13 protein-coding genes are annotated in these 13227 nt (G+C 58.0%); 8 read left to right on the top strand and 5 right to left on the bottom strand.

The window, feature by feature from the left end; genetic code table 11:
• Nucleotides 1–11 precede the first annotated feature (11 nt).
• The 4 genes from ACXAH8_RS08750 to ACXAH8_RS08765 all read left to right on the top strand — a co-directional run bounded on the left by ACXAH8_RS08750 (nt 12) and on the right by ACXAH8_RS08765 (nt 5015).
• Nucleotides 12–611, top strand: coding sequence for a nucleotidyltransferase family protein (locus ACXAH8_RS08750; RefSeq protein ID WP_475217671.1), 600 nt, complete (start codon nt 12–14; stop codon nt 609–611).
• A gap of 749 nt (nt 612–1360) precedes the next feature.
• Nucleotides 1361–2797 (top strand): DegQ family serine endoprotease, encoded by a 1437-nt coding sequence (locus ACXAH8_RS08755; RefSeq protein WP_475217673.1) that lies wholly within the window; start codon nt 1361–1363, stop codon nt 2795–2797.
• A gap of 180 nt (nt 2798–2977) precedes the next feature.
• Complete coding sequence (locus ACXAH8_RS08760) at nt 2978–3658, top strand: response regulator transcription factor (protein WP_170376721.1); 681 nt, start codon at nt 2978–2980, stop codon at nt 3656–3658.
• The gene (locus ACXAH8_RS08765) at nt 3651–5015 is read left to right on the top strand and encodes a sensor histidine kinase (RefSeq protein WP_475217674.1); all 1365 of its coding nucleotides are present in this window, start codon (nt 3651–3653) and stop codon (nt 5013–5015) included. The genes ACXAH8_RS08760 and ACXAH8_RS08765 overlap by 8 nt, the downstream gene beginning before the upstream one ends.
• On the opposite strand, the gene ACXAH8_RS08770 is transcribed toward ACXAH8_RS08765, so the two are convergent.
• The 3 genes from ACXAH8_RS08770 to ACXAH8_RS08780 are packed head-to-tail and all read right to left on the bottom strand — an operon-like array spanning nt 5012 to nt 7746.
• The gene (locus ACXAH8_RS08770) at nt 5012–5479 is read right to left on the bottom strand and encodes a CYTH domain-containing protein (protein WP_475217676.1); all 468 of its coding nucleotides are present in this window, start codon (nt 5477–5479) and stop codon (nt 5012–5014) included. The genes ACXAH8_RS08765 and ACXAH8_RS08770 overlap by 4 nt on opposite strands.
• On the bottom strand, nt 5476–6231 hold the full coding sequence (locus ACXAH8_RS08775) for a ParA family protein (protein ID WP_475217678.1): 756 nt from the start codon (nt 6229–6231) through the stop codon (nt 5476–5478). Before ACXAH8_RS08775 ends, ACXAH8_RS08770 begins: the two co-directional genes overlap by 4 nt.
• A gap of 3 nt (nt 6232–6234) precedes the next feature.
• Nucleotides 6235–7746, bottom strand: coding sequence for a CHAD domain-containing protein (locus ACXAH8_RS08780; RefSeq protein WP_475217679.1), 1512 nt, complete (start codon nt 7744–7746; stop codon nt 6235–6237).
• A 131-nt stretch (nt 7747–7877) separates the two neighbouring features.
• On the opposite strand from ACXAH8_RS08780, the gene ACXAH8_RS08785 reads away from it, so the two are divergent.
• Nucleotides 7878–8225 carry a TfoX/Sxy family DNA transformation protein gene (locus ACXAH8_RS08785; RefSeq protein WP_475217681.1) on the top strand — a complete coding sequence of 116 codons (348 nt, stop codon included), beginning with the start codon at nt 7878–7880 and terminating at the stop codon, nt 8223–8225.
• A 56-nt stretch (nt 8226–8281) separates the two neighbouring features.
• Here ACXAH8_RS08785 and ndk read toward each other — a convergent pair whose 3' ends face one another.
• Nucleotides 8282–8704, bottom strand: a complete 423-nt coding sequence (gene ndk / locus ACXAH8_RS08790) for a nucleoside-diphosphate kinase (protein WP_155143779.1) — start codon at nt 8702–8704, stop codon at nt 8282–8284.
• Between the two features lie 115 nt (nt 8705–8819).
• Nucleotides 8820–10022: a multidrug effflux MFS transporter gene (locus ACXAH8_RS08795; RefSeq protein WP_475217683.1), complete on the bottom strand. Its 1203-nt coding sequence runs from the start codon at nt 10020–10022 to the stop codon at nt 8820–8822.
• A 108-nt stretch (nt 10023–10130) separates the two neighbouring features.
• Here ACXAH8_RS08795 and ACXAH8_RS08800 point away from each other — a divergent pair, with 108 nt between their 5' ends.
• Genes ACXAH8_RS08800 through ACXAH8_RS08810 form a run of 3 tightly spaced genes read left to right on the top strand, consistent with a single transcriptional unit; the run spans nt 10131 to nt 13222 of the window.
• Nucleotides 10131–11984 (top strand): ABC-F family ATP-binding cassette domain-containing protein, encoded by a 1854-nt coding sequence (locus ACXAH8_RS08800; protein ID WP_475217684.1) that lies wholly within the window; start codon nt 10131–10133, stop codon nt 11982–11984.
• On the top strand, nt 11981–12601 hold the full coding sequence (locus tag ACXAH8_RS08805) for a MarC family protein (protein WP_170469775.1): 621 nt from the start codon (nt 11981–11983) through the stop codon (nt 12599–12601). Before ACXAH8_RS08800 ends, ACXAH8_RS08805 begins: the two co-directional genes overlap by 4 nt.
• A gap of 39 nt (nt 12602–12640) precedes the next feature.
• Nucleotides 12641–13222 carry a TIGR02281 family clan AA aspartic protease gene (locus tag ACXAH8_RS08810; protein ID WP_170458005.1) on the top strand — a complete coding sequence of 194 codons (582 nt, stop codon included), beginning with the start codon at nt 12641–12643 and terminating at the stop codon, nt 13220–13222.
• The last annotated feature ends 5 nt before the right edge of the window (nt 13223–13227 follow it).

Here is a 13227-nt window from a genome sequence, read left to right on the forward strand (position 1 = left end):
ATGTTGCCCCTATGACAGAAATACCCACCATACTGCTTGCGGCAGGACAATCGCGGCGCATGCGCGGTGCAGATAAGCTGCTTCAAGCGGTCGACGACATGCCCCTTTTGCGGCGATCTGCCATGACAGCCTTGGAAGTCGGACCGGTGATCGTTGCGCTTCCTCCACGCCCTAATGCGCGTTACGACGCGCTGGGTGGTTTGGATGTGCAGAAGGTCCCAGTTGCGGATGCGGCAGAAGGCGTGAACGCCAGCCTGCGCGGCGCGCTGGCCAAAGTGGATGGCGCTGCGCCGGCTGTCATGGTTCTGCTGGCGGATTTACCTGAGCTAACCTCGAACGATCTAAGAGCTGTGAAGACCGCCAGACGCGTCAATCCCGATAATCTGATCTGGCGCGGGGCCACGTCGGCTGGCAGGCCTGGCCATCCCGTTATATTTGATCGTCAGCTTTTTCCAGAGCTTCGGAAGCTGACCGGAGATCAAGGTGCCCAATCCGTCATTCGCACGCATAAAGATAAGGCTCACCTGACACGTCTTCCCGGTGAAAATGCCCTACTTGACCTCGACACCCCCGAGGCATGGGCGGATTGGCTCAGAAAACGAGGGTCGTAAATGAACACGACCCGGTCGTTAAAGACCGGGTCGCGTGCCCAAAACAGGACTACCACTTTCAGCAATCAATAAAGCTAAACCAAATCACCTATACAGGTGGTCGGGCGTACAGCAGCTAAAACCTAAACAAGACCCCCTCGTTAACATGCCACCAGCGCTTTAAGACTGAGCAAGCCACGGGCACCCCCTAGTGCCTTTGGCTCCCCCTCACTTGGGCATGTTTATATTTGCTGATCCGATCCTTCGAAACAACGTAAAATTGGAAGAAACGGTTAACGAGGGACGTCTCAGTTTGGTTTTTGGGCAACATCCCGTCGCATCAAGATCAACCCTAAGGGGATTTCCGTTAGCTGAAGCTCCGACAACCGCCCCATTAAACGTGGTCTTATTCAAAAATAACTATGTAATTGCAGTAATATAGTTTACATCGTCTGAATATTTTTCGGCCAACTTCTACTTTAAGTAGAGTATCCAAAAACACCACCAAACGACCTACCGTTTGTTCATGTTCAATATTCAATTCAACTAAATTCAAAGTTTGACAGCCGATTCAGCAACAATCCTCCGATTCGCAGTGTGTCAGCAGGCCTGAATCCGCGAATCCCAACAGAGCTCCGCCGACACGGAACATGTACTTTGTGGCAAAATTAAGTTTTCTTAATTCATCAGTCAGGAAAGACACAGATTGAGGGTTCATTTGCTGTTTCAACGCGCGCCTCAATTCGCGCGACGTGAACAGGAGACAAAAAATGAGCATCCGTAAATCCTCACTATTATTACCGAGCAAATCCAGCTGGGTTGGCGCCAGTGCCTTGGGCGCAGCCCTTCTGGCCACAACGGCCCTGCCCTCGATGGCTGATGAAGCGCTGGCCGATCTGGTCGAGACGGTCTCGCCTTCGGTCGTGACCATTATTGCCGAACAGGACGCGGTCGCGACGCCTGCTCGGGGTCAGGACTTTGATCTGGAAAACCACCCCTTTGGTGAGTTCTTCAAAAGGTTCGGAGCGCCCGAAGGCTTCGACATGCCACAGCGCGGTCCGTCCCAGGGTCTGGGCTCCGGTTTTGTACTGGATGCCGAGGGTTACATCGTCACCAACCATCACGTGGTCGACAATGCATCAACCATCACCGTCCGTCTGAGCGACGACCGCACTTATCACGCCGAGGTCGTCGGAACCGACCCGTTGACCGATATCGCCGTCCTGAAGATCGAGCCAGAGGCTGAGCTGCAAGCGGTGACTCTGGGTGACAGCGACGTGATCCGCGTCGGTGAAGACGTCGTGGCCATCGGTAACCCCTTCGGTCTGAGTTCCACCGTCACCACCGGCATCGTGTCCGCCAAAGGGCGCAATATTTCGCAAGGACCATACGCCGAATTCATCCAAACCGATGCCGCCATCAACAAAGGCAATTCGGGTGGCCCGCTGTTCAACATGGAGGGCGAGGTTATCGGCGTGAATTCAGCCATTTACTCGCCAAGCGGCGGTTCGGTCGGGTTGGGTTTCGCCGTTACATCCAACATCGTGGATCACATCACGGCCGATCTGCGCGATGATGGAGAGATCAGCCGCGGATGGCTGGGTGTTTCGATCCAGAATGTCAGCCCTGAATTGGCAGCTGCGTTGGGCATCGACGCTTCAACCGGCGCGCTGGTGTCAGATGTCGTGACTGACAGCCCGGCAGATGGTGTACTGCAGCAAGGCGATGTGATCCTGAGCTTCAATAATGAACCCGTGGACAACAGCAGCGACCTGCCTCTCCTTGTGGGCACCACCAAAGTAGGCACCGACAGCGTTCTGACTGTCCTGCGGGATGGCACCGAGCAGCAGCTGGAGCTGACCATCGGTCAACACCAGACGGCGTCTGCCCAGACCGATGCGCCGGTTGAAGCCGAGGTATCGGGCACTTCGCTCGGCGTTACCGTTGCCCCTCTGACCGAAGCCGCACGTGCTGAAATGGGTGTGGGCGAAGGGATCGATGGGGTTGTCGTGACCGATCTGAAGCCCGATAGCCCTGCCGCCAAGGCCGGACTGCAGCGGGGCGATGTGATCGTCAAGCTGGGCAGCCAGGAAACCGCTTCGCCAGATGCCCTCAAGGCGGCTTTGGACAGCGAGAAGACGGACCCTGCCCTCGTTCTGATCAACCGCGGTGGCAACCAGATCTTCGTGGCGGTTGAAATCGCCTGACCTCAGGCCCGCGCGCGCCACATGATGGGGAGATCTGGTGCGCGCCTCCTGGCGGATTGGTTTGTCCGCAATTCGCCGGGCGTGCCGGGTGCGCAAGGACGCACCCGGCTCGTGTTTTCCTAAGGCCATGTGCTTTGGCCAAAAATTGTGTTTAAATTCGAATAGAAAGGAGCCTCCATCATGAGCAGACGCCTGCTGATCGTCGAAGATGACGCAGATACACGGGACTTCATCGCGAAGGGTTTCAGCGAAGAAGGCTATGTGGTCGAGGTTGCCGCAGATGGCCGCGAAGGTCTGTATCACGCCACTGACGGAGGTTTTGACGCCATTGTTCTGGATCGGATGCTGCCCGGATTGGACGGCCTGTCCCTGATCAAATCTATGCGCGCGGCCGGGCTGAAAACGCCGGTTCTGATGCTGACCGCCATGAGCGCTGTTGATGAACGTGTCAAAGGGCTACGGTCGGGCGCGGATGATTATCTGGTCAAACCCTTCTCGTTCCAGGAACTTCATGCACGGATCGAGGCGCTGCTGCGCCGCCCGCAGGACGCAGAAGAAACCCCGACCCTGACCTGCAAGGACCTTGAGATGGATTTGCTGACCCGCAAGGTCACACGTGACGGGCACGAGATCTCACTGACCCCGCGCGAATTCCAGATCCTTGAATTCTTCCTGCGCCGCAAGAACCGCGTTGTGTCACGGACCATGCTGCTAGAGGGCGTTTGGGACTATCACTTCGACCCGAACACAAACGTCGTGGACGTCCACATCTCGAAACTGAGGCGGCAACTGGACGAAGGCGGAGATGTACCGCTAATTGAAACCGTCCGGGGCGCGGGTTACATGATGTCTGATGGATAACCTTCGGCTTTCGGTAAATAATTCCAGAACAAGACTTGTCGTTGCCAGCATGGTTCTCAGCACCATTCTGACGGCGACGGTGCTGGCTTTGGTCTATGTTACGGCCAATCGCAGCATCGAATCCGAAACACGTTCGGTCGTCTCGGCAGAGCTGACTGGGCTTGCAGATGAATATGAGCGGCGCGGCCTCATTGGCCTTATCACCGCCATCGAACGCCGCCTGCCCAGTGCCTCAGAGCGCGACGCGCTTTATCTTTTGACCGACCGGTTCGGCAACAAGCTGGCGGGCAATCTCAAGCATTGGCCCGAGGACATCACAGCAGGCAGTGGCTGGGTCGATCTTGAGGTCCGCCGGGCCGACAATGATGAGCTGGTGCCAGTCTCGGCCGCCTCAATCCGCCTGCCCGGTGGCGAGCGCCTTATCGTTGGACGTGATGCTGTTGCCCGTCAGCAGTTTGACCGCGTCTTGCTACGCTCGGTTGCGCTGGCGCTCGGGATTGCCCTGCTCCTCAGCCTGTTGACCGGATGGCTGTTCACCCGGCTGGTGTTTTCACGACTGTCCGACATTGCCAGCACAGCGGAGAACATTGTCTCGGGTGATCTGTCCCGCCGGATGCCCATACGCGGCACCGGAGATGAATTCGATCAGGTCGCCGGGACCTTGAACACCATGCTCGACCGGATTGAAGAGCTGATCAGCAACCTGCGCACGACCTCGAACTCGATCGCGCATGACCTGCGATCCCCTCTTTCCCGGTTGAAACAACGGGTTGAAGCGCTGTCCGACCCGGACAAAAGCGATCTGGACCGAGAGATCGACATCGTACGGGCCACCACCGAGGTGGATCACGTGCTACGCGTGCTGGGGCAGCTGACCGAAATCTCACGCGCCGAGGCCGGGCTGGGGCGCGAACAGTTTGAGGATGTTGATCTACACCAACTAGTTGCGGATGTTGTGGACCTTTATGAGCCGGTTGCGGCGGATCAGAATGTCCGACTTGAGGTGACAGGAAAGGCCAGCCCCATCCAAGGTCACCGCCCCCTTCTGTCGCAAGCCTTGTCCAACCTTCTGGACAACGCGTTGCGCTATGCGCCAGAGGATTCGACCATCACCGTATCCCTTGCAGAGGACACCGCCTGCACCCGCGTCAGCGTGCGCGATGAAGGGCCCGGTGTTCCGGAACAGGACCTGCCTCGCCTGCAACAGCCTTTCGTAACGCTCGACCCCGCGCGGACTGAGCGCAATGCCGGGCTGGGCCTTGCCTTAGTGGCTGCAATCTCACGGATGCATGGCGGCGCGTTCGAGGCGCGCAACTGCGATCCCGGCCTCGAAACTACGCTGAAACTGGCGCGCTAACTCGGACGTCCGTTGATCGCCATGTTCTTGTTTTTATAGCGCTTATCCTCGGTCACATCCGCACCGAACCACGCGGGCGGCGTGTAGCCTTTCGCATCTTTCTCCGAGGTGAATTCGACCTCAACCAAACACAGCGGCGCCAGATCGCCTTCGAAAACATCCAATTCAAACACATGCCCATCCGGCAACGTACCTGTGTATCGCACCTTCTCAACCCGCCGGCCCTCGGTCTCGGGCCAGAAGGTTTCGAACTGATCGACTGAAATCTCGGCCTCCCGCTCGACCCGAACCAGTCCGCCCGCTCCTTTGAGGGTCAGAAAAAAGCTGTCATTCTTCTGCCGCAGCCGCATCTCAACCGAGTCCTCACTGGCCGTCAGATAACCCTGCCGCACCACGGCCTTTTTGGTTCCAGCCAAATCGGGCAGTTCAGCGACCAGGAATTTGCGTTCGATTTCGATGCTCATTTGGATGCAACCACCCCGTTTTCCAATTCATCATAGAGCGCCTGATAGGCTTCACTGGCCGCACTGCGTGCAGCATAGGTGCTGACCGGTGCGCGATGCTGGCCCATTTTCTCGATATCCGCGGTAAAGGGAATCGAGGTCTGCAGAAACCGTTTGCGGTATAGCCCCCGCATCTTCTCCATGGTGTCCTGATGCAAAATCTTGCGCTTCTGCACCATTGAGAAGAACGCCCTCAGCTTCTTTTTCCGCAGCTTGTGCTCGTCGAAAAAGCCGACCAGTTGATCGAAGGTACGTTCAGACAGCGTCGTCGGGATCACCGGCACGACAATCTCATCAGCAGCGCGGAAGATATTCTCTGACAGGGTCGAGAAGTTCGGCGGGCAATCCAGAATAATCACGTCATAGTCGCTGCCTGCCGCGACCAGAGCCTTCTTCAAACGCGAGCGCTTGTTGCGCATCCGGGATAGGAACACGTCGAAGTCACGGAATGTCAGGTTAGCGGGCAACACATCCAGACCTTCGAAGTCACTGGCCCGAATGGCCTTGGTAAACCGTTCAACATCTTCAAAAAAACGCGCGTCTGTCAGCTTTCTCGAAGGTTTAACCCGAAAATAAAACCCCGAGGCCCCCTGCGGATCAAGATCGCATAAAAGCACCTGCTGACCCGCCTGCGCATAGGCATAGGCAAGGTTCACCGAGGTCGCGGTCTTCCCGACCCCGCCCTTGTTGCTGTAGCAGGCGATGATCTTCATTCCTCACTCCTTTGTATGGTGAAACAGGCTGCGGAAAAGATGCCGAATCTCCGGGCTGTCGAAATGCTGGAAGTTTGAAATCACGCGCGCACGCTCGGCCTTTTGGCGCTGATCCAGCACGGCGATCAGCCCTCCTGCGGCCAAACCAAGCTGCGCGTCCACGCGGCCTTGGACGGTGCTTTGGTCGGAAACAAACGCCAGCAACGCCTCTTGCTGGACCGAGTAATCGTTGAACAGACCCAGGTTATCCTGCAACTTTTTCAGAGGCTTGAGGATCGTTTTGAAATCCTTCGCGTCGAACAGAGGCCCGAAGAACTCCATCAGATAGCGCAGTTTCTTACAGTCGATCCGTAGGTCGTGGACGGTTTGATCCGGCGTCTCTTCACTGATGCTGCGGGCGAGTTTGCAGGTTTTGCGATAGCGTTTCCAGATCAGCGCGCAGGCATAGCTATAGGCGCCTCGTTCCGCACTTGGGCCGGGCATCAGGGTTTCAGGGGTTGAGAATTTCTGCGCCAGATCGGTCATCGCAGTTTCATAGGTCGCGCTGCGCAAATGGCGGGTCAGCCGGTACAGTTCCTTGGTACGCTCTTGTTCGAACCGGTCGAACATAGTCATCACACCCGCATGAAGATTTTCCGGTACAAGTCTGAGATACATATCTTTTTCCAGAAGATAAACATCCAGATCCCGCAATCGCCCGGTTGGGGCCATCAGGTCCGAAAAGACCCGTTTCAACTCTGCCGTCCGCTGGTCTGAAAACACCCCTTTGAACAAGCTCACAACTGAGCGGATGCGCCGCAAAGACACTCGGTAGTCATGCAGAAATTCGGTATCGATATCCGCCACTATGCCAGCTTCATTCTGACGCGCGACGCTGAGATAGGTCCGGATCAGGTCGGTCGCGACCTCCAAAGAGGGTTCTTGCGTGCCAAGCGCGATCTCCGGTTTGGCACGGTAACGCATCATGTCTGGGAACAAAACGTCGAACAAGTCGTCAATACCGCCCGAAGTCATCCCCTTAAGGCTCTCACAAGCTGCGGCAAAGCCGCGATCATAGCCGCGTAGTTTTTGCAACCAGACAAGCGCCACCTGCCCTCGATCCGTGCGCAACGTCAGGATATAACCCCGAACCCGTGTCTTTTGCAGATCGTCGAGAATCGCAAGCGCGCCTTCCTCAACCTCGCCCGTGCCAATCGGTGTCAGCGCGCGCAGCGTGGGAAAGCCGCTCAGCGCCGCCTTCACCGGACCTTCAGGCAGGTTCTGAACGAATTGCCCCTTGCCCTTGGCCTGCTGCTCGGAGACCTGCCCCTGCATCGAGACAAGCCGCAAGCTCCCTCTGTTCTCGAACAGGACCCGGCCGGAGCTGCGCAGCGACTGATCGTGGCAATCAAGCATAAGGACAGGCGCGGCGCTGCCCATCTGGATATCGACAGTGTGATTGGGCAAAGCGCGCTCTAACGCGGCCTGATCAAGCCCGCCGGGGAGGATGAAGAACCCGTTTGTTCCCTGCGACACGTCTTACCCCTGCCCGATCCTTCTACATAAAGTCATGAGACAGTGAATCGCGCCCTGCATCAAGAACAAGATCAACCAAACCGGGGATTTGTGCGGGTGACAGGTCAAAACCGTCCGGCTAAAACCAAGACATGTCTGATCCGGTCTCCTCCATCCGTAACCTCGGCCCCGCCTTCGAACAGGCCTGCACCCGTGCAGGCATCCACTCGGCGCAGGAGCTGCGAGAACTGGGCGCCGACGCTGCCTATGCCAAGCTGCTGGCGGCAGGCACAAAGCCGCATTTCATCGGCTACTATGTGCTGGTGATGGGACTGCAGGGCCGCCGTTGGAACGACTGCAAGGGCGAGGAGAAAAAGGCGTTAAGACAACGGTTTGACACGATCAAATCCGGAACCAAGGCGCCCCCGGAAAGCCAAATGGTCTCAGACCTGGATGCCATCGGGGTACGGATTGCAGCCCACGATCTAAAGCAGATCTGAAACGAAAAAGGCCGCCCCAATCAGGAGCGGCCCAATCTGTTCACCAAAGCGGCGGCTTAGCCGACCAGTTCGATGCCCGAGAAGAAGTAGGCAATCTCGACCGCAGCGGTTTCCGGAGCGTCCGAACCGTGGACCGAGTTTTCGCCGACCGATTCAGCGAACTCAGCGCGGATGGTGCCAGCTGCTGCGTCTGCAGGGTTGGTTGCGCCCATGACTTCACGGTTCTTTGCAATGGCGCCTTCGCCTTCCAGAACCTGAACAACGACCGGAGCAGACGACATGAATTCGCACAGTTCGTCATAGAACGGACGCTCGGCGTGAACTTCGTAGAACTTGCCAGCTTGCTCTTTGGTCATGTGGATGCGCTTTTGCGCAACGATGCGCAGGCCAGCTTCTTCGAACTTGGCGTTGATTTTGCCAGTCAGGTTGCGGCGGGTTGCGTCAGGTTTGATGATCGAGAATGTGCGTTCCAGTGCCATGTCGGCCTCTCCTTACAATGTGGCGCTAGATGTGCGCCAAAATCCATCGCGCGCCGCCTAACATGGTCTGTGGCTCATGAAAAGTCTTATGATGCCTTGCCCCGCGCTTTGCGGTTCAGATTGTGTCAGGCAAAGGCTCTAGACGGTCGACACGGCGGACGTAGAGCACCGCTAGCAGGCCGATGAAACTGCTGCCGCTCATCATGCCCAGAACCAGATACGGGCCGTTTTCGGCGTTGACGAATGCTCCGGTGATAGAGGTCAGCACAGCCCCCAGCGCCACGATCATCGCGCCCGAAAGACCTGCGGCGCTGCCTGCCAGCTTTGGGCGTACCGACATGACGCCAGCCGAAGCATTGGCGTTGGTCAACCCGTTGCCAAACCCCACGCAGATGGCAGAGCCGAAAAACACCCAGACCGAGCCCATCTGGCCCAGAAACAAAAGCAACCCGAGCATGGGGCCGGTCGAGGCCACGATCCGTCCGATCAGGATCATCGTGGTCAGCCGGGTCCGTGCAGCAATGCGTCCGGTGATGAAATTACCCACCATGAAGCCGCCGGTGATGATGCCTATGCCTAGACCCAGCGTCGCGGGGCTCAGATCGAACCACGCTGCAGCCACTAAGGGTGCACCGGTGATAAAGCTGTAGAACCCCCCAATTGAGAACGCCGCGCATAGGGCATAGCCCCAGAACCTGCGGGCACGGAACAGGTGCGGGTATTCTCTCAGCTGTGCAGCGAAAGTTGAGGAGCGATTTGTATTGGTCTCACCCATATCGAACCAAAGCAAGGTCAACAGTCCCGCCCCCAACAGCGAATACAAAACGAAGCCCGCCCGCCAACCAAATAACATATCAAGCGCCCCCCCCAGCATCGGCCCCAGCATCGGTGCGAGGGCCATCGCCATAGCGACATAGCCAAGTTTGCTGGCGGCTTCATTCGGTGGGTACTGATCCCGGATCGACGCGCTGGACAAGACTGAACCCGCCACCACGGCGGCTTGCAACAGGCGGAAGCCAAGAAATAGCCAGATCGACTCGGCAAAGGCGCAACCGATTGAAGCGCAAACAAAGATCGTCATGCAGATTAACAAGACAGGTCTGCGTCCATAGCGATCCGACAGCGGCCCCATGATCAGCTGAAGTATGGCTGAAACCGCCAGATATCCCGCGACGGACAGGTTCACGAGGCCATAGTCGACCGCGAAATCTTCACTCATATGCGCCAGCGAAGGTAGGAACATATTCAGTGAAAGAACCGACAGCGCCGTGGCAAAGATCAGCGTGATCAAAGTTGGAGGCGTCTGGGCGGCGCGCATGGTCAAAACCGTTTCAAATTGGCAAACGAGAAAGCGCTAACACATCGCTGGACGGTTGAACATGCTTAGCCGCTGGCGGCGGCATCGCGGCTCTGCTAAGAGCGCGTCATGCTACGGATCGAAGACATCACTTACGCCGTTGAGGGCCGCCCTTTGTTCGACGGAGCCAGCGCGACCATCCCGGATGGCCATAAGGTTGGCCTTGTGGGCCGCAATGGCACTGGGAAAACCACGCTTTTCCGCCTTATTCGGGGGGAGTTGGCACTGGAATCAGGCAATATCTCGATCCCGAAACGCGCCCGGATTGGCGGTGTGGCGCAAGAGGTGCCCTCGTCCGACGTGTCGCTGATCAATACCGTTCTGGCCGCCGATACCGAGCGCAGCGCATTGATGGCTGAGGCTGAAAGCGCCGAAGACCCCGCTCGCATTGCCGAGATCCAAACCCGCCTTGCCGATATCGACGCCTGGTCGGCCGAGGCGCGCGCGGCCTCGATCCTCAAAGGTCTAGGCTTTGATGACGACGACCAACTGCGCCCCTGCTCGGATTTCTCGGGCGGTTGGCGGATGCGCGTGGCGCTGGCTGCAGTGCTGTTCTCGCAGCCCGATCTGCTGCTACTGGACGAACCGACCAACTATCTCGACCTTGAAGGCGCGTTGTGGCTGGAAAGCTATCTGGCGAAGTATCCGCATACGGTCATCATCATCAGCCACGACCGTGGGCTTTTGAACCGGGCCGTTGGCTCGATCCTGCATCTGGAAGATCGCAAGCTCACCTATTACGCGGTTCCTTATGACAAGTTCGCCGAACGCCGAGCGGAACGTCTGGCGCAGGCGGAGTCCGAGAACGCCAAAGCCAAAGCTCGTATAGCTCATCTCCAAAGCTTTGTGGACCGCTTCCGCTACAAAGCGTCCAAAGCTGTTCAGGCCCAATCCCGCCTGAAAATGATTGAACGCATCCAACTGGTCTCTACCCCGCAAGAGGCAGCTTTGCGCGCGTTTTCCTTCCCCGAGCCCGAGGAACTGTCGCCGCCCATCATCCAGATCGAAGGAGGTGTAACAGGCTATGGCGAGGTCGAAGTGCTGCGCCGTCTGAACCTGCGCATTGACCAGGACGACCGGATCGCGCTGCTGGGTAAGAATGGTCAGGGTAAATCGACACTGTCCAAACTCTTGTCAGACCGTCTGCCCCTGATGGCCGGCAAAATGGCCCGCAGTAACAAGCTGCGGATCGGTTACTTCGCGCAGCATCAGGTGGATGAGCTGTATGTGGACGAAACCCCGCTGGACCACCTGCGCCGTCTGCGCCCGAACGAGGCGCCGGGCAAATGGCGCTCGCGTCTGGCCGGGTTTGGCCTGAACGCCGACCAAGCTGAGACAGAGGTTGGCCGCCTGTCCGGTGGGCAAAAAGCCCGCCTGTCTCTGCTGCTGGCTACGATTGACGCGCCGCATATGCTGATCCTCGACGAGCCGACCAACCACCTCGATATCGAAAGCCGCGAGGCGCTGGTTGAGGCGCTGACCGCCTATTCCGGTGCGGTTGTGCTGGTCAGCCACGATATGCACCTGCTGTCGCTGGTGGCGGATCGGTTGTGGCTGGTCTCGGACGGGACGGTCAAGCCGTTTGACGACGACCTCGAGGCCTACCGGACCATGCTGCTGGCGCGGGACAAACCGGTGAAAGCAAAGCCGCAGGTTACAAAGCCTAAGCGCCCCTCGCGCGAGGCAATGCTGGCCCTGCGCGCCGATCTACGTAAATGCGAAGACCGGATCGAAAAGCTGACGGATATGCACGAAAAACTCTCGGCCAAGCTGGCGGATCCGACGCTATATGAGGATGACAGGATCAACGATCTGGAGACCTGGAACCGCAAATTCGCCGAGGTGTCCGAAGCCATGACAAAAGCCGAAGCCCTATGGGTGGCCGCAGCGGAACGCCTTGAGCAAGCTGAGAATGCCGCATGATGGACCTGGCCTTTTTCATTACAGCATTCACCACCTTGTTCGTGGTGATCGACCCGTTTGGCACCACGCCGATTTTCGTAGCGCTGACGCAGGACATGGATGCGAAGACTCGGCGCAAGACTGCCTTTCGTAGCTGCCTGACCGCCGTCTTCATCCTGATCGCCTTTGCCGCTTTTGGCGAGGCACTGCTGGGCTTTGTCGGGATCTCGATGGCCGCCTTTCGCGTTGCAGGCGGAGCTTTGCTGTTCCTCACCGCGCTGGACATGCTGTTCGACCGCCGCACCAAACGCCGCGAAGACCGCGCCGAGGAAGAGGAACATCCTGACCCGTCTGTCTTCCCTCTGGCCATTCCGCTGATCGCGGGGCCGGGTTCGATCGCGACGATCATCCTGCTGGCCGGTCAGCATCCCGGCGTGCTGGGCATTGTCGAGGCTTGCATCGTCATGCTGGCGGTGATGTCTGTTGTCCTGATCTTCTTTCTGGCTGGCGGGTTGATCGGCCGCATTCTGGGCAAGACCGGGTTGAACGTCCTGACCCGGCTGTTGGGTATGTTGCTGGCGGCTTTGTCGGTTCAGTTCATTCTGGATGGCCTCAAGGCCTTTGGATTCGCGTCCTGACCCCCCATATACTGCTGTGTAGCGAGTAAGGAATTGGGCATGGACACCGACAATGTAATGCGTTTGGTCTACCTCAGCGTGCTGGGCACAGCCGTTGTGTTCTGGTTCCTGGCGCAGAACCGCCAATCGCTGAACAAAACCCTGCAGCAGGTCATGGCCTGGGTGTTCATCTTTGTAGGCGTTGTGGCCGTGGTTGGCCTGTGGGAGGATATCCGCACAACGGTCGGCCCTGCTCCGCAGATGACGGTGACGGGTGAGTCGATCGAGGTCCCCCGATCAGCCGACGGGCATTACTATCTGCCGGTTCAGGTGAACGGAGAACCGATTACTTTTCTGGTCGATACCGGTGCAAGCCAGATTGTTCTCAGCGACAAGGACGCCAGACGCGCGGGGATTGACCCGAACCAGCTGAACTACTTTGGCCGCGCGCTGACTGCCAATGGCGAGGTTCGGACTGCTCCGGTGCGGCTGGACACGCTGACGGTGGGGCCGATCACCGACCAGAATGTCTCGGCCTGGATCAACGAAGGTGAGTTGCACAAGTCGCTTCTGGGCATGGACTACCTGCATCGTTTTTCGAACATCCAGTTCACTGACGGGCGTATGATCCTGTCGCGCTAGGCATG

Source organism: Ruegeria sp. ABV3_008 (assembly GCF_056161185.1).